Origin of the sequence: Aestuariibaculum sp. M13, assembly GCF_024723255.1 — a bacterium.
Lineage (GTDB): Bacteria > Bacteroidota > Bacteroidia > Flavobacteriales > Flavobacteriaceae > Aestuariibaculum > Aestuariibaculum lutulentum.
Window position 1 is genome coordinate 286,125 of sequence record NZ_JANIAC010000002.1, and the last position, 22,070, is coordinate 308,194.

Annotated in this window: 20 protein-coding genes; 9 read left to right on the forward strand and 11 right to left on the reverse strand. The window is 35.6% G+C overall.

Going from position 1 to position 22,070, the window contains the following annotated elements; all coding sequences use genetic code 11:
- The first annotated feature begins 33 nt into the window (after window positions 1-33).
- Complete coding sequence (locus NO995_RS08415; protein ID WP_258227123.1) at window positions 34-936, forward strand: DMT family transporter; 903 nt, start codon at window positions 34-36, stop codon at window positions 934-936.
- Between the two features lie 293 nt (window positions 937-1,229).
- Here NO995_RS08415 and NO995_RS08420 read toward each other — a convergent pair whose 3' ends face one another.
- From NO995_RS08420 to NO995_RS08445, 6 genes are all read right to left on the reverse strand, one after another.
- On the reverse strand, window positions 1,230-1,841 hold the full coding sequence (locus NO995_RS08420) for a Crp/Fnr family transcriptional regulator (RefSeq protein WP_240575408.1): 612 nt from the start codon (window positions 1,839-1,841) through the stop codon (window positions 1,230-1,232).
- A 197-nt stretch (window positions 1,842-2,038) separates the two neighbouring features.
- Window positions 2,039-3,085: a glycosyltransferase family 9 protein gene (locus NO995_RS08425; RefSeq protein WP_258227124.1), complete on the reverse strand. Its 1,047-nt coding sequence runs from the start codon at window positions 3,083-3,085 to the stop codon at window positions 2,039-2,041.
- Window positions 3,086-3,167: 82 nt separating this feature from the next.
- On the reverse strand, window positions 3,168-4,013 hold the full coding sequence (locus tag NO995_RS08430; RefSeq protein WP_258227125.1) for a DMT family transporter: 846 nt from the start codon (window positions 4,011-4,013) through the stop codon (window positions 3,168-3,170).
- Complete coding sequence (locus NO995_RS08435; protein WP_258227126.1) at window positions 4,003-4,917, reverse strand: EamA family transporter; 915 nt, start codon at window positions 4,915-4,917, stop codon at window positions 4,003-4,005. Before NO995_RS08435 ends, NO995_RS08430 begins: the two co-directional genes overlap by 11 nt.
- A 27-nt stretch (window positions 4,918-4,944) precedes the next feature.
- On the reverse strand, window positions 4,945-5,397 hold the full coding sequence (locus tag NO995_RS08440) for a cold-shock protein (protein ID WP_258227127.1): 453 nt from the start codon (window positions 5,395-5,397) through the stop codon (window positions 4,945-4,947).
- A gap of 169 nt (window positions 5,398-5,566) precedes the next feature.
- Window positions 5,567-7,129, reverse strand: coding sequence for a DEAD/DEAH box helicase (locus NO995_RS08445; RefSeq protein WP_240575392.1), 1,563 nt, complete (start codon window positions 7,127-7,129; stop codon window positions 5,567-5,569).
- Between the two features lie 172 nt (window positions 7,130-7,301).
- Between NO995_RS08445 and mgrA the strand changes: the two genes are divergently transcribed.
- Window positions 7,302-8,315: an L-glyceraldehyde 3-phosphate reductase gene (mgrA, locus tag NO995_RS08450; RefSeq protein WP_258227128.1), complete on the forward strand. Its 1,014-nt coding sequence runs from the start codon at window positions 7,302-7,304 to the stop codon at window positions 8,313-8,315.
- A 2-nt stretch (window positions 8,316-8,317) separates the two neighbouring features.
- Here the strand turns inward: mgrA and NO995_RS08455 are convergent, their stop codons facing one another.
- Window positions 8,318-8,995 (reverse strand): hypothetical protein, encoded by a 678-nt coding sequence (locus NO995_RS08455; protein WP_258227129.1) that lies wholly within the window; start codon window positions 8,993-8,995, stop codon window positions 8,318-8,320.
- Window positions 8,996-9,246: 251 nt separating this feature from the next.
- Here NO995_RS08455 and NO995_RS08460 point away from each other — a divergent pair, with 251 nt between their 5' ends.
- Window positions 9,247-9,804 (forward strand): biopolymer transporter ExbD, encoded by a 558-nt coding sequence (locus NO995_RS08460; protein WP_258227130.1) that lies wholly within the window; start codon window positions 9,247-9,249, stop codon window positions 9,802-9,804.
- A 6-nt stretch (window positions 9,805-9,810) separates the two neighbouring features.
- Here NO995_RS08460 and NO995_RS08465 read toward each other — a convergent pair whose 3' ends face one another.
- The 3 genes from NO995_RS08465 to NO995_RS08475 all read right to left on the reverse strand — a co-directional run bounded on the left by NO995_RS08465 (window position 9,811) and on the right by NO995_RS08475 (window position 12,889).
- The gene (locus NO995_RS08465) at window positions 9,811-10,212 is read right to left on the reverse strand and encodes a 3D domain-containing protein (protein WP_258227131.1); all 402 of its coding nucleotides are present in this window, start codon (window positions 10,210-10,212) and stop codon (window positions 9,811-9,813) included.
- Window positions 10,213-10,298: 86 nt separating this feature from the next.
- On the reverse strand, window positions 10,299-10,775 hold the full coding sequence (locus tag NO995_RS08470) for an Hsp20/alpha crystallin family protein (protein ID WP_240575385.1): 477 nt from the start codon (window positions 10,773-10,775) through the stop codon (window positions 10,299-10,301).
- 137 nt (window positions 10,776-10,912) lie between these two features.
- Window positions 10,913-12,889 carry a dehydrogenase E1 component subunit alpha/beta gene (locus NO995_RS08475; protein WP_258227132.1) on the reverse strand — a complete coding sequence of 659 codons (1,977 nt, stop codon included), beginning with the start codon at window positions 12,887-12,889 and terminating at the stop codon, window positions 10,913-10,915.
- A 148-nt stretch (window positions 12,890-13,037) separates the two neighbouring features.
- Between NO995_RS08475 and NO995_RS08480 the strand changes: the two genes are divergently transcribed.
- The 6 genes from NO995_RS08480 (at window position 13,038) to NO995_RS08505 (ending at window position 18,312) form a co-directional block, all read left to right on the forward strand.
- A complete protein-coding gene (locus tag NO995_RS08480) occupies window positions 13,038-13,988 on the forward strand; it encodes an isopenicillin N synthase family oxygenase (RefSeq protein ID WP_258227133.1) in 951 nt (316 codons plus the stop codon).
- 4 nt (window positions 13,989-13,992) lie between these two features.
- Entirely contained in the window at window positions 13,993-14,322 is a 330-nt protein-coding gene (locus tag NO995_RS08485) for a translation initiation factor (RefSeq protein ID WP_240575381.1), read from the forward strand.
- A 3-nt stretch (window positions 14,323-14,325) separates the two neighbouring features.
- Complete coding sequence (locus NO995_RS08490; protein ID WP_258227134.1) at window positions 14,326-15,255, forward strand: DUF1835 domain-containing protein; 930 nt, start codon at window positions 14,326-14,328, stop codon at window positions 15,253-15,255.
- Between the two features lies 1 nt (window position 15,256).
- The gene (locus NO995_RS08495; protein ID WP_258227135.1) at window positions 15,257-16,126 is read left to right on the forward strand and encodes a nucleoside phosphorylase; all 870 of its coding nucleotides are present in this window, start codon (window positions 15,257-15,259) and stop codon (window positions 16,124-16,126) included.
- Between the two features lie 13 nt (window positions 16,127-16,139).
- Window positions 16,140-16,994, forward strand: a complete 855-nt coding sequence (locus NO995_RS08500) for a substrate-binding domain-containing protein (protein WP_258227136.1) — start codon at window positions 16,140-16,142, stop codon at window positions 16,992-16,994.
- A gap of 112 nt (window positions 16,995-17,106) precedes the next feature.
- On the forward strand, window positions 17,107-18,312 hold the full coding sequence (locus NO995_RS08505; protein ID WP_258227137.1) for a T9SS type A sorting domain-containing protein: 1,206 nt from the start codon (window positions 17,107-17,109) through the stop codon (window positions 18,310-18,312).
- Between the two features lie 69 nt (window positions 18,313-18,381).
- Here the strand turns inward: NO995_RS08505 and NO995_RS08510 are convergent, their stop codons facing one another.
- Window positions 18,382-21,981 carry a T9SS type A sorting domain-containing protein gene (locus NO995_RS08510; protein ID WP_258227138.1) on the reverse strand — a complete coding sequence of 1,200 codons (3,600 nt, stop codon included), beginning with the start codon at window positions 21,979-21,981 and terminating at the stop codon, window positions 18,382-18,384.
- Window positions 21,982-22,070: the final 89 nt, after the last annotated feature.

Sequence of the window (22,070 nt, forward strand, 5' to 3'; positions counted from 1 at the left end):
TGTAAAACGCCTTAAAACCTTACCTTTGCGGCCATGTGGATGTATCTTGGGCTGCTTGCAGCATTATTTTTAGGCTTACATAATTTATGTAAAAAACACGCCGTACAAGGCAATGAAGTATTTCCGGTACTTTTTGGTACCATTCTGGCTGGATTTTTATTATTACTACCCTGGTTTGTTCTGTCGAAAGTCGACCCTGCTTTAGCAAAAGACATCGGGTTGTACATTACCGATATTCCTTTAGCCAAACATGGTTATATTTTTATAAAGTCGGGCATTATGGCGGCTTCATGGATTTTGGCTTATCAGGCACTAAAACATTTACCCATTACCATCGTGACTCCTATTCGTTCGGCTGGTCCGTTTTTCACGTTTATTGGTGCTATTTTAATTTATAGAGAACAACCCACATTTACGCAATGGATTGGTTTCTTCCTGATTATTTTTTCGGTGTTTTTATATTCTAAAATCGGAAAGAAAGAAGGCATACATTTTAAAAGCAACAAATGGATTTTCGCTATCGTTGGTGCTACATTTTTAGGGTCATCAGCCGGATTATATGATAAATTCCTGATTCAGAATTTAAGTTTAGAGCCTCAAACCTTACAGTTCTGGTTTTGTTTATACACCACATTAATTTTGTTAGGGGTTTTGTGCGTTACCTTTTTTCCGAACGCTGAAAAACGTAAAGCATTTAAATTCCGGTGGACGATTCCAGCTGTTGGAATCCTGCTGCAAATGGCAGATTACTTCTCGTTTAAGGCATTACAAGACCCGGATGCATTAATTATGCTGCTTTCAGCTATAAAACGCAGTCAGATTTTAATTGCCGTAGTTATTGGCGGATTAATATTCAGGGAACAAAACAAACGCAAGAAACTTATTCCGTTGGTAGGTATTATGCTTGGGGTAGCCTTAATACTCTATTCGAAGTAAGGATCGCAAAAAACTTAAAGTACTGTTTTACTGAGTAATGCTTTTTTTACTGTGTCTTTGCCCGAAGTGATACCCTATACCTAATCCCAACCCGAAGGTTACAATAAGTATAGTTGAGGAGGTGATAACTAAAGATACCATAATCAAAAAAATTAAAAAGTTAGTAGGTTAAGTCTTCTGTTTAATAGCAAAACAAAAGGGTGTAGATATTAGCAATTTACACTACAATAGTATTGCGTTTTCGTTAAATATGACAGAAAAATTGGTCTAAAAACATATTCTCTTGACATATGTCAAGATTCCATTTCGTTAGCAAAATCAACCTGATGCGCCTTTAAAATACGACTAAACGTTTCCGGTCTCATACTTAACATATTAGCTAAAAACTTATGAGGAGCCCGATTTAAAAGAAAAGTATTTCCGTTAGACACAAAATGATCAAAGCGTCCTTTAGCCGATGGTATTCGAGATAACAGTGTTCTGTTTTCGGCATGAATATAATATTCGATAAGTAATATATTGAAAATCTGAACCATCTCAGGAAACTTGCTTAAAGCCACTTGAAAATCGTTGTAAGCCAGATATTCCACATAGGTATCTTCCACAGCCTGCATGTTTTCTGAAGCCGGAATATGCTTGAAAAAACCTGTGATAGAGGTTACTAACTCGTTATCGGTACTTAACCAGGTGGTAATCTCGTTATTCTCAATGTTATGATAACCACGAATCATCCCTTTCTTTATGAAATATAATTTATCGCATAAAGAACCGCATTCGTTTAATAAAGTTCCTTTTTTATATAAAGCATGTTTGACATGCTGCTGATAAAAAGACTTAAATTCATTTGATAAGGGACATATTTTTTCTAAAAAATACAGAGAGAAAGATATTTTTTTGCCATTCATAATTCAAGGGTAAACTTCAAACCTAAAAGTAGACAAAAGTCAGTAATAACCAAGCTTAATTAATAAATCTATAGTGATTATAAATTAGATTACCCTGTGACTTTATAACAAAAAAATGGTCCTAATGCGTTAATTGCAATAGAACCATATACTTATATTAAGAACACCAGAAGATATGTCTATGAATTGATTTAAGCTTAATCCAGAATTTTATGGATACTCTGCATCCAGTCATCAATTGTAGTGTTATTGGTATTAATGGCTATGTTGCCATTTCCATAAGGCCCGTACTTTTCTTCATCGGTTACAGAGAAGAACCCAACGGTAGGCGTCAAGGAAGCTGCTGCAAGATGCATCACTCCATTATCGGCTGCAATGAAAATAGCGGTATTATGAAGCACCCCACCCATTTCACGAATGTCCTTACTGTAAAAGTTAGGTGCTTTAAAATTAACACGTGAGATATTTTCAATAGGTAGCATTTCAATAATATTATACTCCGGAAACTCTTTTAATAAACGTTCGTAAAAAGACTCCCACCACTCATAAGAATAACATTTGGCACCAGTAGCATTTGTGTAGATGCATATGGTTGGTTTTTTATTTTTAATAATGCCGTCTAAAATGGTTTTTCCATTTGCAATTTCGGCATCGTTTAATTTAATATTTAAAGTTGGCAAAGAACGCTCCGGCATAACTACGCCCAGGTTTTTCAAAAAATAACGTAAGTTATAAATGGTATATTTTGAAATGTGTCTGTGATCGGGATGTGCTTTTTTTATGTCTTCATTTACATCGCCATACACTTTAAACTTGGCTCTTGAAAGATCGGTTAACAAACGTCCTGAAGAAGAATCTTTATCGCCGTTAATCACCAAATCGTAAGATTTCTGTTTTATCGATGCCCAGCTTTTTGCGTATTTATATAAGTTATTGAAAGGCTTTCTCGGTAACTGAATAATTTTATCAACTTCAGCATAGTTTTCAAACACCGGAAAAGCGACACCTCCTTTTACAAACAAGTCAATTTTACAGTTCGGAAAGCTTTGAATCACTTCCTGCACAATAGAGGTTAATAATATCTGATTCCCAAGTCTGTGGTTAGGCCTGATGATTAAAACCCGCTTAATATCTTCCGGATTTAACGAACCATATTCAGGCTCCTTATAAGAACTCCCTACATTTTTAGTAATGCTGTGCATTACCTTTCTTCTAACGTTGTTTACTGCTATTTTAAATGACATGCGCTACCTCGTTTTTATTTAAAGGCGAACAAAAGTACCAATTTGAATGCTTTAGAACAAGAATAAAACCAGTAATGCAGTTCTATTTGATGTATTTAGATTTGTACCAGACATTTAACACCAAGCCACCAATGATTAATGCTATTCCCACCAAATTCCAAATGGTATACACTTCCTGAAACAACATCACTCCTATGGTTGCTGTAAAAACCACCTCTATGTATTTTAATGGCGCCACAATATTGGTAGATGCCGACTGAAATGCCTTGGTCATGTAGATCTGACCGATATAACCAAAAATACCTAAAGAGAATAAAAAAGGCCATTCTGAAGCTTTAGGCGTTACCCAGTTACCAATAGAAAGTACACCTCCCAAAATAGTTGCTGTTACCATAAAATAATTTACGATAACCGCAGGATGTTCACGCTTTCCTATTTTACTGATGATAATATACACCAGGCCACTTAAAACAGCTGCTATGAGTACCAGTATTAATCCGTAACTATTGATATGGCTGTCTAACCCTTTTAATACAATAACACCTATAAATGAGACAATGAAGAACAGCCACTGTAAAGGTTTTACCCTTTCACGAAGTAAAAACACCGCCATAATAGCTGCAAAAATAGGTGCCGTGTATCGTAAAGACACCGCCGTACCAATTGACAGATATTTAACCGACATAAAAAACAGCAACATAGATGTTGCACCAACTACAGAACGCGCAATAAGCAAACCATTATGCTTGCCTATAATGGGAATCCTATTTTTTAATAAAAATCCGAAGGTGAAAAACAATGATCCTAAAGATCGGAAAAATACAATTTGATAACTGTTAACATCTTTTAGATACTTTACCGTAGCGTTCATGCAAGCGAACCCCAGGGTACTAATTACCATGTATTTTAATGCTTTTTTAACGTCCAAAAGGTCTTAGTTTTATTTTTCGTTTGGTGGTTATAAAATACACCCCGGTTAATAATATGGCTGCGGCAATTATGGTTTGAGCACTAATGGCTTCGTCCAGAACCAACCAACCTAAAAATATAGCGATAACCGGATTTACATAAGCTGAAGTGGATACCTTTTCCGGTGATACCACTTTAAGCAAATAATTAAAAGCGGTAAAGGCCACAACACTTCCAAAAATGGCAAGCAACAACATAGACCACATAACCGGAGTGCTCCAGTTATTGGGTGCTACCCAGGTTTCATCTAAGGTTAAGCTCGTTATAGCCAGCATTACGCCCGAAGCTATCATTTGGTATGCGGTACTTACAAAATAATTGGCTGGCAAGTCGGCTTTTGAAACAAAAATACTGCCGTAACTCCAGCTTAAAACACAGGTTAGAATCATAAACATACCTAGCAGAGTACCTTCCTGGGTTACGAGTTCATTCTGACTTACCAGAATATACATCCCGACCACACCTAAGATCACCCCGATAACAGAATTAGATTGCATCTTTTTACCATCGATTAGCTTCAAAAGCAACAAAACAAACAATGGTTGCGTTGAAGCTTCTAAAGCGCCAAAGCCACTATCAACATATCTTAAGGCCCAAACAAACACACCATTACCATACACCAGAAATAAAAATCCGGTAATAATAGAATTAATTAACTGTCTTCGGGTAATAGCCAAAGGTAACTTCATCAATTTTGAAATCGCAAAAATGATAAGTCCTGCCAATGTAAAACGAAAGGACGCTAAAAAAAAAGGTGGTAATTCGGAAACGGCTATTTTGTTTAACAGATAGGTAGAACCCCAAATCACGTAAATAGCAAAAAATGCCAATACAATTAAAACAGTTTTACGAGGTATACTCATAAATACACAATTAGTTCTTATTGCAAATTATATTTTTTTAACTCTGACAGCGTTCATGCCTTTAGGTCCGCTTTCCAGCTCGTAAGTTACCTTGTCATTTTCAGAAACAGGTTCAAGTAAACCACTAACATGAACGAAATATTTTTCCTGATTAATACTGTCTAAAATAAATCCGAACCCCTTAGAGGTGTCAAAAAATGATACTTTACCTTCTTTAGCAGCTGGCTCCTCCTCTTCGCGTTCTTCCTTCTTTGGAATTCCCACCTCAATACTTTCCAGGTCTATTTGCTCTTTTAGTTGTGGATTTGGTGGCGTATCAGTTAAATTGCCGTTATGATCTACATAGGCGAACTGAATTCCTTTAGGGTTTTCCTTCGCTTCGATCTTGCGTGCTTCTTTCTTCTTCTGCTTTTCCTCGCGCTTTTTTAAACGTTTCTTTTCTTTTTCAATTTTGTTATAAGTAACCTGAGATTTTGCCATAAATAATTCGTTTTAGATTAATACTGAATGTTACAGTGAATTTTTATGAAAAACCTAAACCAAGACCACTGAAAAAATGGAAAAATTAAATAAAAATTGCCTAACAAACTTACATGGCGTAAAGGTACATTTATTTTTTTTTCGTTTTAACAATTATTGTAAGATATATTTAATCTTCCGGCGGATATCCATGAATATCTTCAAATACCTCGTCAAAATTATGACGTAAATACGAGTTTAATTTCTTACGGTAATCGTCTTTTAACCACTCTACAAAGTTATAGGTGCTTTTACTAATGCACTTGGTGTAACGCTGAATTCTGAAGTCGATATCATCTCCTAACATCTTCGCTAAACCAATAGCATCATATACATCTTCACTATTCTCAATACATATTCTGGCGTGTTGCTCGATAGAACGTTCTAAAACTACTTTTGAAGACTCCCCGCTTCTAATAGAATCTACATATGTTTTCTGAATATCGAAATACACCTCGTCGCTCTTGCCAAACTCTTTACGTAAATCGTCCGGCATTTCGTAACGGAAATTACTTTCTAACTCTTCATCACTTATAATAGAATCTAAGTAATAATTAGGTGATTTAAAGATACGTTGCCAGTCTAAATTATCTCCCCAAGGTCCGAAACGGTAGAAGTTATTACCTAAATCGATAACAGTAAACTTGGTTTTGTCTTTTAATATACGAGACCCACGACCAATCATCTGGTAATATAAAGTTAACGATTTGGTTGCACGGTTAAGAATGATACTTTCTACCGACGGCTCATCGAAACCAGTGGTTAAGATACTAACCGAGGTTAAAATAGCATCCGGCGTATTCTTAAACCATTTTAAGATTTGAGCTCGCTCTTTCTTTGTGTTTGTATTGTCTAAGTGTGCAATTGGGTAACCTGCCCTTTTAAAGGTGTCGTAAACGTGCAACGACGTATTAATACCATTATTAAAGATTAAGGTCTTCTTCCCTTTTGAACGCTCTTCATAAGCTTGTAATAACTTCGATAACATATCATCGGCTGTATACAGATCTTCAGAAGATTTTACCGTATAATCACCATTAGCACCAACCACTAACGAGGTTAAACCTACGTTATACGTATACATATCGGCACGTGCCAAGAATCCGTTTTCAATTAACGATTCAATGCTTTCACCAACAATTAACTCATCGTAATTGTCGGTCATTGGTAATTCTATACTTGAACTTAAAGGTGTTGCCGTAACACCTAGAATAAACGACTGACTAAAAAACTTAAATAGCTTAGTAAATGAGTTGTAGTGGGCCTCATCAATAATTACTAAACCAATATCTGAGATATCAAGTTTATTGTCGTTTAAACGGTTATTTAAAGTTTCAACCATCGCTACAAAACAGCTGTAGTTTGCCTGATCGCTTAAATCTGCCTTACTATCAACCACTTTGTTTTCCACAGCAAACTCGGTAAGCATTCTTGATGTTTGTCTGCAAAGCTCAATACGGTGTGTCATAATTAACACCTTCTTGTTGTGGTTTTTTAAATACTGTCTAACGATTTCAGAAAATATAACCGTTTTACCACCACCTGTTGGTAATTGGTATAATAAGTGGTAATCATCGCGCGATTCATCAAAAGCCTTAAAAATTTTATTTATGGCTCCCTTCTGATAACTATATAAATCTTTCCCTGCTTTACGCTCTTCTTGTTCTAATTCTGCTTTCGATGTAATAGACATGTAATTAACTTTTAGGCGTGCAAAAATAACACCTTTGCAGGGTTTATGACGAATAAATGATGGAAAAATTTAGAAGTTTTTATTTATTCTAATCTTCAATAAGATACATTTAACAAAAGCTAATTATGAAAAGAATTTTATATTTACGAGCAAACTAAACGAATACAGATTTATGCAAATCAACGACAAAAGCCAGACCAAAGCCTATTACGCCGACGAAAATCGTTACGACAACATGACCTATAATCGCACTGGAAAAAGCGGTGTGTTGTTACCGGCTCTATCGCTGGGTTTGTGGCATAATTTCGGATTTGTAGATAGTATTCAAAACGGACGCGATATTTTAAGAACAGCATTCGATTTAGGAATTACCCATTTCGACCTTGCAAACAACTACGGGCCACCTTATGGTTCGGCTGAAGAAAATTTCGGAACCATCTTCAAAAAAGATTTTAAACCATATCGAGACGAATTATTTATTGCCACAAAAGCAGGTTACGACATGTGGCCGGGACCTTATGGCAACTGGGGTTCAAGGAAATATTTAATATCAAGTTTAGGCCAAAGCTTGAAGCGGATGAATCTTGAATACGTTGATGTATTTTACCATCACAGGCCAGATCCAGAAACACCTCTTGAAGAAACTATGGGAGCCTTGGCAGATATTGTTCGACAGGGAAAAGCTTTATATGTAGGTATTTCTAATTACAAACCAAAAGAAACAGCTGAGGCTGCAAAGCTTCTTAAAGCACTGAATACCCCTTTTATTTTGCATCAGGCACGTTACTCAATGTTTGACCGTTGGGTTGAAGACGATTTATTAGATACATTAAAAGATACTGGTGTGGGATGTATTGCCTTCTCGCCTTTAGCACAGGGTATGCTTACCGATAAATACTTAAAAGGGATTCCTGATGGTTCAAGAGCAGCTAAAAATTTAACGTATTTACAATCTGAAACCGTAAACGAGAACATTGAAAAAGTACAGGCTTTAAATACCATTGCCGAATCCCGAAACCAGAAACTATCGCAAATGGCATTGGCATGGATTTTACGACAGCCACAAGTCGCTTCTGTATTAATTGGAGCTAGTTCTTCCAGTCAATTAAAAGAGAATGTAAAAGCTTTAGATAATTTAGAATTTAGTAAAGAGGAACTTGAAGCTATTCATCAAATTCTCAAATAGCATTATTCCTTTACAATAATAATACTGGCCTTAACGCCTGTAGCAAGATTCCAACGGTTACCTGAAATTAGGTTTTCCTGATCGTCCACCACTCTGAATTCAGCCGTGTTTGGACCAGATTCACCTTGATTTAAGGCTACAAAGTCTATTTTATTAAGTCCAGGTCTTAAATCGATTTTAACACCCTGGTAACCGCCATTTAAATATACTCTGGCTTTAATAACGTCGTCGTTCACACGAACCTGAATAATATCACCGTCAACCGCACCGTGATCGCGATACACCACGTTCACAAACTTCGAATTGCTTTTAAAATCACCAAAATACTGATCGGTTTTACTACCGTTTAATTGCTCTACTTCTTCAGGAGTTAATTTTAAATCAGCTATATTTTTATTAATTTGCTTCGTGTATAACTCACCCGGATTTCCGAATTCTTCTTCAAATAGTGAAAATGATTTTTTGGGAGTATTCAAACCTGTAGCAGTAACATCGGGAACATTTAAATTCCCAAACACCACAGGATCTTCTTTCTTTTCCTCAGGCAATATCGTTTTAGACTCCGTTTCCTTTTTGGTTTCAACTGCAGGAATAGCCACAGAAGTTTTCCTGCTATCCAATTGCGCTTGGACGGATAACGATATAAAAAATAAAATAATATATAACGAAACTAACTTCATTGTCATTTAAATAATTGGGGGTTCGCCTAAACGTTTCGGTTTATAATACATTCAAATATATTTCTTAAAATTTAAACCGCCATGTTCAATACCATATTTTGCATTGATTTAACAAAAATCATTCCTGTTTTCTTGAAAAACCAATAAATTTCCCCTTTAAAATCATTAATCTCAATTAATCCTTTCATTTTCTTTGGTTTATGGTATTGTTTTTGTGAGGTATTTATCATATAACCTCTAAACATTTTCTTATGCGACTTTCAAAACAACATCCTGAAGTTAATGCCGGTTCTATGGCAGACATCGCCTTTTTATTACTTATTTTCTTTTTAGTAACTGCTACTATCTCATCTGATGAAGGAATTAATCGCAAACTTCCTGCGGACTGTCCGCCTGGTTCAGATTGTGGAAGTGTGATTCCTGAACGGAACTTATTTCGTATTTCTATTAATAATAAAGACGAAATTATGGTGGAAAACGAAATTATCGATTTAGACGAATTGAAAGATTTAACGAAATTATTTATAGATAACAATGGAGACGGATCTTGTCATTACTGTACGGGGATTAAAAATCCTAAAGGCTCTGATAATCCATCTGAAGCCGTTATTTCTTTATTAACACATCCACAAACCACTTATAATCGGTTTATTGAGGTGCAGGACAGACTAACTGCCGCCTATTATGAACTGAGAAATGATTATTGTACGAATGTTTTAAAGAAATCGCCAAGCGATTTAACAACTGAAGAACTTAAACAAGCTAAAGAAGCTTATCCATTTATTATTTCGGAAGCCGAAACAAAATAAAATCCACTATTCATCAATAAGCTCGCCATAAGCAATGGAAACTGTTCGTCTACCCCAGGCTTTGGCGGCTTTTACATCAGTTCCCATATAGATATCAATCTTGTTTTTCCAGCGCGCAGGCATTCTATCTTTAACATAATACACGCCTTCAAGCCCTTTTATTCTCACAGGCGTATTATATTTAAGACCTTTAGCGTAAAGGTCACTTGAAACCGCTATAACTTTAATTCCCGGTTTTAAACTATCACCAAATGCTGTAATTCTGGGCTTGGAATTCGTTTGCGATTCTACAGAATTATAGGCCGTGGCCGTCACAGTTAAATCATGCCAAACATAATCATCCTGCACATCGTAAGACATTAAAGTGAATGACAATAACAAAAGAATAAATAAAGAAAAAGTTCTCAAAATCAGTTATATTTTACTAAATATACGAAAAACTATAGCTTATGGATGCTTAAAAAAAAGAGAGCTTTGTAGCTCTCTTTTTTTATTTAGGAAATATCTATTTTCTTTACGGGCTTAACTTTGGCTTCTTCCTTTTTAGGCAGATGAATTTTTAATATACCATCATTATATTCAGCTTTTATACCTTCCGTATTCACAGAGTCTGGAATGGTGAAGGTTCTTTTAAATGAAGAATAACCAAACTCTCTGCGTGTATAACGTTCGTTTTCATTTTTATTTTCAACCTTAGACGCTACACCAATAGACAAAACATTATTATCCATGTTAATGTCGAAATCTGATTTTTTAAGTCCTGGCACAGCCATTTCTATAGTAAAATGGTCCTCAGAATTCTTGACATTTACGGCAGGTAAAGACATGCCTGTGTTAAAATTAGGCATAAATTCCGTTCCTAATCGGCTGCCTAAAATATCATCAAACCAAGATGTTAAATTCGGTAATAAATTAAAGTTAGAGTCTGAAATTTTATTACCATTTTTAGTTGTTGGAATTAAAGTACTCATAACTATTCTGTTTTTTATTGTTAAACATATCATTTCAATACATGTTTAAACAAAAAAAATACCAAGCTATTTTACCTGAAAAAATTTCACAAAACCTGACATATTTTCATATTAAAAACTTGAAATCAAACACTTTACTAATAATTCACCAATTCAAAAAGCGATTCTTCAAAGCGTGATTTGGCAAGATATTGTGCTTCTATTGCCTTGTTAAAGGGAATCGGTGTATCTAAACTCGCTACGCGTTTAATTGGCGCATCCAAATATTCAAAACAATGTTCTGCTATCAAAGCCGAAATATCACTGGCAATACCTCCAAAAAGTGAATCTTCCTGTAAGATAATAACACGACCTGTTTTTCTGACCGATGAATAAATGGAGTCGATATCCAGTGGTTGAAGCGTTCTTAAGTCTATTAAATCGGCTTGAATATGCTGATGCTTTTCTAAAACATCTAATGCCCAGTGCACTCCTGCTCCATAGGTGACAACAGATACCTGCTCCCCTGTTCTAATAAATGATGCTTTTCCAAATGGTAAGGTGTAATAATCTATAGGCACATCTTGTTTTATGGTACGATACAGCCCTTTATGCTCAAAAAACAACACTGGATTCGAATCGTTAATTGCAGTATTTAACAAGCCTTTAGCATCATACGGAAACGCAGGGTAAACCACTTTTAACCCCGGAGTTTTAGTGAACCAGGCTTCATTGGTTTGTGAATGAAATGGTCCGGCACCAACCCCTGCTCCACAAGGCATCCTTAAAACAACATCAGCAACTTGTCCCCAACGGTAAAAGCTCTTCGCTAAATAATTAACTACCGGATTAAATCCTGAAGATACGAAATCGGCAAACTGAAGCTCAACCACACTTTTTATACCAGCTATTGATAAGCCCATGGCTGTTTCAATAATAGCGGATTCGCAAATCGGTGTATTACGCACACGTTCCTTTCCGAAAGCTTCAACGAAGCCTTCAGTGATTTTAAAGACGCCACCGTATTCTGCAACATCCTGCCCCATAATCACCAGATTATCATGATGTTGCATGCTTTGTTTTAAACCTTCGGAAACAGCATCAACGAATCTCATTTCTTGACATTCATCACTTGGCTCAACTAATTGAAAATCAAAACTATGATAAACATCATTCAATTCATTACTTAAATCAGGAGTAATATCATCTTCATCAAAAGCCAACTGCAAATTATTAGTAATTTCTTTTGTAAAATCCGCCTTGATAACGTCAATCTGTTCTTCATTTAAAACACCGGAATCTTTCAAAAAGCGCTCATAATTTTCAACAGGATCTTTTTCCGCCCAGGCATCCATAAGTTCTTGAGGAACGTATTTCGTTCCGCTAGCCTCTTCATGCCCCCGCATTCTGAACGTCTTAAATTCAATCAATACCGGACGCGGATACTCCCGAACACTTCTAGCTATTTCTGAAACTTTGGTGTAGACCTCAATAATATTATTTCCATCCACAATATGCGATTCCATACCGTAACCAACGCCACGGTCTGCAATATTTTCGCAGCGATATTGCTCGTTTGTAGGGGTAGAAAGTCCATAACCATTATTTTCAACACAAAACAACACAGGTAATTGCCATACTGAAGCGACGTTTAAAGCTTCGTGAAAGTCTCCTTCACTGGTTCCACCTTCACCTGTAAAAACAGCTGTTACCTGTTTTTTATTATTCAATTTTGAAGCCAAAGCAATGCCATCAGCAACACCTAATTGTGGACCCAAATGCGAAATCATCCCAATAATCTTGTACTCCTGAGTTCCAAAATGAAATGAACGATCACGCCCTTTGGTAAACCCTGACGCCTTACCTTGCCACTGCCCAAACAAACGATATAAAGGTATATTTCGAGTGGTGAAAACCCCTAAATTTCTATGCATAGGTAAAATGTATTCTTCGGCATCTAGTGCCATCGTTACGCCAACTGCAATCGCCTCTTGCCCAATACCTGAAAACCATTTACTAATTTTTCCCTGACGCAGCAAAACAAGCATTTTCTCTTCTATTAATCGAGGTTTCAAAAGCGCTTTGTAAAGTTTAATTTGCAAATCGGCATTCAGAAATTTGGTATTAAATTCCATAGATAACAAGTGTAATTAAGTGTCGTTTAGTGGTTTGATTTTAATCAAATATAACATAAATTTAGTGGTTGATAAACAAATTTCATTACTCTAAACTTAGCAATGTTTTTGTACATTTGTATAGAGTCATATTTTAAAAAAATCCCACATGAATGTAATTCCAAGTGTAGATTTATCCGATTTTATTTCGGGTGATGCTTCCAGAAAACAAAAATTTGTTGATGCCATAGGTAAAGCTTACGAGGAGATTGGTTTCGTTGCTTTAAAAGGTCATTTTCTTGATGACACCTTAGTTGAAAATCTGTATACAGAAGTTAAAAACTTTTTCAGTTTACCGCTTGAAACCAAACAGAAATATGAAATACCTGGCATAGGTGGCCAACGTGGTTATGTGTCTTTCGGAAAAGAAAGCGCAAAAGGTAAAAAAGAAGGTGATTTAAAGGAATTCTGGCATTTTGGACAATATGTGGAAGATGACGACAAATTAAAAGCTGAATATCCGGACAACGTTATTGTTGAAGAATTACCTGAATTCAATAAAGTTGGCAAAGAAACCTATCAAATGCTGGAGAAAACCGCTAAATATGTGTTACGTGCTTTGGCACTTCATTTAGGTTTAGAGGAAACTTATTTTGATGGGTATATTCACAATGGTAATTCTATTCTTCGCCCAATTCACTACCCACCAATTACCGAAGAACCAAAAGAAGCGGTTCGCGCTGCAGCCCACGGAGATATTAATTTAATTACTTTGTTAATGGGTGCGCAAGGACGTGGTTTACAGGTACAAAACCACAAAGGCGAATGGATTGATGCTATTGCTCAGCCCGACGAATTAATGATTAATGTTGGAGATATGCTTTCCCGACACACTAACAATAAACTTAAATCGACCATCCACCGCGTGGTAAACCCGCCAAAAGAACTTTGGGGTACTTCGCGTTACTCTATTCCGTTTTTTATGCACCCAATCAGCAGTATGAAACTTGATGTTTTGGACAGTTGTGTAGACGAAAATACACCTAAGGCATTTGAAGATATTACTGCAGGTGAATTTTTAACGGAGCGTTTAATAGAGTTAGGACTTATCAAAAAATAAAATAATGGATTTACAAGACCAGTTAAAAAATCTGTTTCCAGATCACGTGTCTGAAGACCCTATTGAAGAAACTCCTGAAGGAAATGATATCTGGATGCAAGATGACCCTTTAATTTGCAAATACGAAAAACGTAAAGGCAAACCCATAACTATTATAGAAGGTTATACCGGAGCTACAAGCGATTTTAAACTATTAGCTAAAGATATAAAAACAGCATTAAGTGTTGGTGGAAGTTTTAAAGATGATAAAATCATTATTCAAGGCGACTACCGCGACAAAATCATGCAAATGCTAAAAGACAAAGGGTTTCTTGTTAAGCGTGTTGGCGGATAATTAATGAGTGAAACTTCGCTACATATTACCAACGGAACTGTTTTAACCAATCGTTTAAAAGAGTTAAATATAGACGGGACAATGCTTACCTGGCAGGAAATGTTATGCGAAGGACCAACGGTTGAACAGGTGTATTCCAAGGAGTTTTACGAGCTTAGAAAACAATTTTTCAATGACTTTTATCAAATCGATTTAGAAATTGAAAAGATAAAATCAGCTTTAGATCTTCTAAATCACACCGAAGATTTTACAGAAATTATCCTTTGGTTTGAATACGACTTATTTTGCCACATTAACATGATAGCGGTAATCAGTTTAATTCAGCAAAAAAAAATAAAACTTCCGCTCTATTTGGTATGTAGTGGTCGGGTAAAACGAAGTAAAAACATGAAAGGTTTAGCCGAATTAACCACCGGGCAGTTATTAAGACATTACAACAACAAAGTAAAATTAACTCCTGAAGATATCGATTTGGCCCGCACCGTTTGGAATATTTATTGTGGAAAAGACCATAATTTACTCAAACCCTTTATTGTAAAAAACTCCTCATTCGACTATTTAACCAGTTGTTTAAAAGCCCATTTAGAACGCTTTCCCGCAACAAAAGATGGCTTAAACAATTTAGAAAGAAATATTCTTGAGATAGTTAGAGATATCGAAGTGAATTCAACGAATCATTTACTGGGATATGCCCTGCATTTTCAAGGGTTTTACGGTTATGGTGATTTACAGCTTTTGAGAATTATAGGCAACCTTATGGTTTATATTGACGTTCATAAAGACAAACTAATCCTTAACCGAAAGGGACATGAAGTCTTATTGGGAACGCATCGTTATCTTTCTGAACTTGATAATCGTATGGTTTTTGGTGGTGTAAAAAAAATGGATTTTCAATTTAACAGCACCATCAACCGATTAGTTAAAAACGCATAACATGAGTATTAAAGCATCCGAACTTATACTAAATCCAGATGGTAGTGTTTATCATTTGAATTTAAAACCAGAACATATTGCTGAGACTATTATTTTAGTCGGTGATCAGGATCGGGTTGAAAAGGTATCCAAGCACTTCGATACGATTGAATTCAAAACTCAAAAGCGCGAATTCAAAACTCATACCGGGAATCTTAATGGAAAACGTATTTCAGTAATCTCCACAGGTATTGGTCCCGATAATATCGACATTGTTTTAAACGAATTGGATGCTTTAGTCAATATAGATTTAGAAACCCGATTACCAAAAACAAATTTAACATCGCTAAACCTGATTCGTATTGGAACATCAGGAGCATTACAAGCTTCTATCCCTGTAGATAGTTTTGTTTTGAGCTCTGCAGGTTTAGATATTAACGGTATGCTTCACGCCTATCAAATGGAAAATATATGCAACCCTGATTACGAAGCAGCCTTTATAAAACATACCAATTGGAGCAAAAATAAAGCACGTCCTATACTGGTTAAAAATAGCGAATCATTAGAAAAAAAGTTAATTGATGACAATATTTACAAAGGTGTTACACTTACGGCAGGCGGATTCTACGGACCTCAGGGCCGCGTTCTAAGACTGCCGCTCCAAGATCCTGATTTAAATACGAAAATTGACAGCTTTAGTTTCGACGGATATCAAGTAACTAATCTGGAAATGGAAACGTCCGCCATTTATGGTTTATCGAAACTTTTAGGACATCACGCAGTGTCCTTAAATGCTATTATTGCCAATCGCGCTACAGGAGATTTTAGTAAAAACCCTTCCGAAACCATAGAAAAACTCATAACTTATACACTTAATAAAATTTTAGCATAAACGTAGAGGATTCATGAAGAAAGTAACTATTGGCGGTGTACCTGAACATTTCAATTTACCCTGGTATTTAACCTTAAAAAACGGAGAATACAAAGAGAAAGGGATTAATCTGCGTTGGAACGATTATCCTGGAGGTACCGGTGCCATGTGTAAAGCGTTACGTGAAAAAGAAATTGATATTGCCATAATCCTTACAGAAGGTATTATTAAAGATATTATTGAAGGAAACCCCAGTAAGATTGTACAAACATTTATTCAAACGCCTTTAAACTGGGGAATTCATGTAGCTCATGATTCCCCCTATAAAACCGTTCAAGATTTAAAAGGCACCAAAGCAGCAATTAGTAGGTATGGTTCGGGCTCTCATTTAATGGCTTATATCAATGCTGAAAGCCACAATTGGGACCTAGAAAACGATTTAGATTTTGAAGTTATCAAAGATTTAGAAGGCGCTATTGAAGGTTTAACAAATGGTACTGCCGATTATTTCATGTGGGAAAAATTCACCACTAAACCCATTGTAGACAGAGGTGTTTTCAGAAATATTGGTAACTGCCCTACACCCTGGCCATGTTTTGTAATTGCTGTCCGTGAAGATTTTATAGAAAATAACAAGGAAGACTTAAAAACAATTATAGACATCATCAACAACAACACTGCTGATTTTAAAGCTATTCCAAATATAGATAAAACCATTGCCAATCGTTATGAACAGGAACTGGAAGACGTTCAGGAATGGCTAAGCATAACCGAATGGTCCCAAAGTTTAATTGATGAGGAAACTGTTATGAATACTCAAAAAGAACTTCATGCCTTAAATATTATTTCAGAAATAGTGTCTTATGGTAAGTTAACCGCTAAAATATAAACTCTTATCAAAATTAACTTCTGTTAACCTATAAATTAAACAGTTAGACTAATATTCGTAAATATCTCACTTTTTTTTTCATAAATTTAATAAAGCCTAAACTTCTTTATTTATGAAAAAAACTACGTTCTATTTTCTTCTAATTTTATTATTAAGCAACATCTCTGCATTAGCTCAGCCAGCAAATAATCTACCTTGTGGAGCTACCGCATTAACAGTTAATGAATCTGGAATTTGCTCAAATCAAGTTTACTCTTTTGATGGCAGTGAAACAGATTCCAATATGGGAATACCTTCGTGCACCAGTAGTTACAGTGGTGAAGATCTTTGGTTTAAATTTATAATGCCTACAGATGGTGCTGTAACTATAAAAACTTCATATGAATCTTTAATTGATAATCTTGATTTAGAGGTGTTTGCCGGAAGTGACTGTAACTCTTTAACATCTGTAGGATGTAATGCTGATGGCAACCCAGATGTTGGTTTAAGTGCTTACTATGCACAAATAGATGTTGTGCAACCTGCGGGAAGCACGGTGTACTTTAGAGTCTGGGATGTTGATTATTTAGAAGAAGGTTCTTTTAATGTTTGTGTTTACAAAATAGACACTCCAATGATTGCTACTAATGATAATTGTAGTAGCCCTATAAATCTTCCTTTATCTGCCGATTGTTCTTCACCTATTTTAGCAACAAACTTTCAAGCAACACCTTCAAGCGGAATAGACGACCCTAGTTGCGGTGTTTACGAAGGATATGATGATGTTTGGTTTACTGTAAATGTTGATGATACCAAATTTTACGATATAACCATAGAAACATCTGAAGACACAGGCTCCGCTTTTTTAGATACGGGTATTGTTGTATATAGTGGCTCCTGTGATGGAACTCTCACCGAAATCCAAAATGGCTGCGATGACGACAAAGGAAATAAAAATTTCTCAAAAGTAACCATTGAAAACCGAAGGAATGAAACCCTTTTTGTTCGTATTTTTCCTTCGTTTGAAGCTCAAACTGGAACTTTTAATATTTGTGCCATTGGCACTGAAACACTTTCTGTTTTATCTCCGGACAATTTATCTTTTAATCTTTATCCAAATCCCGCGGAATCTTTAGTTAACTTAAAGTTTAAAAAAACAGTAAACAATAACATCAATATTAATATTTACAACATTCAAGGCAAATTGGTATTAAGCACGACAAAAACAATTAAAAACAACCTATTACAATTAGATGTTTCCATGCTTATTAATGGATTTTATTTCCTTAAAGTAAATGATGGTTTTCAAACAATTTCTAAAAAACTCATTAAAAAATAAACCATACTTCTAGAAAATTAAAAAGACTACTTATTAATAAGTAGTCTTTTTAATTAATATCAATATTAGTTAGAACTTAACAATCTGCTTCATTGTAAATTCTTCACTATCAAAGTTTTTAATTTTAATTAAATACATACCCTGTTGAAAAGCTTCAACATTATTTATTTCAATGCGTTGATTACTACTTTTCATAATTCTCTTTAATACAATTCTTCCATTTAAATCATAGATTGATATTTCAAAATCAGTCTTTCCATAGTTTTCTGGAAGACGAATTAATATTGTTTCGTTAAACGGATTTGGTTTAACCAATAAGGGACTTAATAAATCTCCATTTACGCTCAAACTCTCACAACCATCTGGAATATTATTATTATTTGTATCAATCGCATCATCAAAACCAGGACATAAATCATTACAATCTGGAGTACCATCAGCATCTGAATCTGTATCTGCTACACCACAACCACAATTACCCGGATCGGTTTTATTAGGGTCGGAAGGACATAAATCATTACAATCTGGAGTACCATCACCATCTGAATCGGTATCAGCTACCCCGCAACCACAACTACCCGGATCGGTTTTATTAGGGTCGGAAGGACATAAATCATTACAATCTGGAGTACCATCACCATCTGAATCGATATCAGCTACCCCGCAACCACAACTACCCGGATCGGTTTTGTTAGGATCGGAAGGACATAAATCATTACAATCTGGAATACCATCACCATCTGAATCGGTATCTTCTACCTCGCAACCACAACTACCCGGATCGGTTTTGTTAGGATCGGAAGGACATAAATCATTACAATCTGGAGTACCATCACCATCTGAATCGGTATCTGCTACCCCGCAACCACAATTACCCGGATCGGTTTTGTTAGGATCGGAAGGACATAAATCATTACAATCTGGAGTACCATCACCATCTGAATCGGTATCTGCTACCCCACAACCACAATTACCCGGATTGGTTTTATTAGGGTCATTAGGACAATCATCAACACAATCGGCTACACCATCTTGATCGGTATCTAAAAAACCTTCATCTACCTCTCCATCACCATCATTATCTAATCCGTCACAAGTTTCTGTATCCACACAATCGGCTACACCATCTCCATCGGTATCAGGAAAACCTTCATCGACTTCTCCATCACCATCATTATCTAATCCGTCACAAGTTTCTGTATCCACACAATCGGCTACACCATCTCCATCGGTATCAGGAAAACCTTCATCGACTTCTCCATCACCATCATTATCAATACCATCGCAATCTTCTAAAACACCTGGATTAATATTTGGATTTTCATCATCTGAATCTCCACTTAATGCTGAAAATCCTTGTGGAGGAGTAAGTTCGCAAAAATCGGCAGTTTCACTTGAGCCATAGCCATCTTCATCACTATCAACATAATAAGTTACTGGTTCATGAATCGCATTATTATTGTCGTTACAATCGGTATTATCTAAAACATAACCTGATGGTTGTGTTAATGCTTCCTGACTTACTTCAGGATTTCCATAACCATCCTGATCGGAATCTTCATACCATAAATAAGAATCCGATCCATCACAATTTTCATCAATACTATTATTTGGAATTTCAGTTGCATTCGGATTAATCCCTGCTACAGTATCATTACAATCCTCACTATTTAAAACATAGCCTGATGGTTGAGTACATTGTGTTAAAGTGGTATTTATATCTCCATAGCCATCCTGATCGGAATCTCTGTACCAAACGGTATCTGGATGAATGTCTGGATCACTATCAACACAATCTGTGGCATCTAAAACATAACCTGCTGGTTGTGTGCATTGTGTTAAAGTGGTGTTTATATCGCCATAACCATCCTGATCGGAATCTCTATACCAAACAGTATCTGGATTAATGGCTGAATCACTATCAACACAATCTGCGGCATCTAAAATATAACCTTCTGGTTGGGTGCATTGTGTTAAAGTAGTGTTTACATCTCCATAACCATCCTGATCGGAATCTCTATACCAAACAGTATCTGGATTAATCTCTGGATCACTATCAACACAATCTGTGGCATCTAAAATATAACCTGCTGGTTGGGTGCATTGTATTAAAGTAGTGTTTATATCTCCATAACCATCCTGATCGGAATCTCTATACCAAACAGTATCTGGATTAATCTCTGATTTATTATCATTACAATCATTGCTATTCAAAACATAACCTTCTGGCTGCTCGCATTGAGTTAAAGTTGTATTTAAATCACCATAACTATCTTCATCTAAATCTCTATACCAAACGGTATCTGGATTAATATTTGGATCATCATCATTACAATCTTCACTGTTAGTAGAGAAACCTGGAGAAGGTGTTAATTCGCATCGCATTGCAACCACAGAAGAACCATAACCATCTTCATCTTTATCTTCATAATACAATTGCCGTTCATAAATTAACGGATTATCATCATCACAATCTACAGCATCACTATAACCATCATTATCTAAATCTACTGTAGTTGTGGGGCTCCATAAATTCAAATCGAAATTAGCATTAGATGCAGAAAAGCCTTGAGAATAAACTCTAAAATAATAGGTTTGACCAATGTTTAAACCACTAAAAGCAATCTCTTCAAAAGTTGTAGATAACCCACTGTTATTATCACTGCAATCTATTTCATTAAGATTGTTACAATCTCCAGAAAACAATGTTATAATAGCATCAAATGAAGGATTTACAGTAATGTTTATATCTGTCGTTTGTGCCAAAAAAGAATACCACACATCGTCTCGAGCATTAGCACTTCCATTACAAGATTCAGCTGCCACGTCTGTGCCTGCTGCACCTGAAACACTTCCTTGAACAGTATTTTCAGAATCATTAATAGTATTTACACCTGTTTCCTGAAGTAATGAAATAGCTCCACTACAAAAGTCGTTAGATGGCGGGCTAACAGATAAAGTTGTTATTACAGGTGTTTCGTACCAAATACTATAGGTGTCTTCATCACATTTAGACCTAATAAAAACCACATATTGCGTACTTGGTGATAACACGCCTTCTCCACTTGTTGCATTGGTGTTGCCGCCTGTACTACCTGAAGCTACTACTCCAACGCCCTGAGTATTTCCATTTGGGACAATTTCCCATTGATAATCTATTGGAGTATCTCCAGAAGATGGAGATTGCCAATAAAAATCCAACCTTGTATTAGACAGATAACTAATTCGTGCACTATTATCCAATGGCTCATAACAAGTTGGTAAATTATCTAAATTTATCAAGGATATTGTATGGTTCCCATTATCGGTCGAGCTACAGCTTGAATTTAAATGCATGTGAATTTGAATGGTATTATCATCTACTTCGCCTATCTGAAACTGATAAGTTAACGGTGATGTCCCTTGAGCTAAAATGATATCACCTGAAGAGTCTCTAATTGTAATATAATCATGAACATCAGTTAAAACTGAGGTAAAAGTATATTCGTTTTCCAATATATTGTCTACCACCACATACTCATCTGGAACAATATTCGTTGTAACTGTTTCTGTATAACCGCTATTTGTTGCTGTATATGGAGGACTAATTTCAGTACTACTTCTACAATCTTGAGCATACATTAAATTTAACTGAAGAATAAGAAATGTAACGACAGTAATTTTTTTCATATCTAATTGGTTGAAGGTGTTTATTAAATATAAAATATTTCGTTATAAACTTAATTATTAGTAGATGTATCGCATATAAAATTGATAAT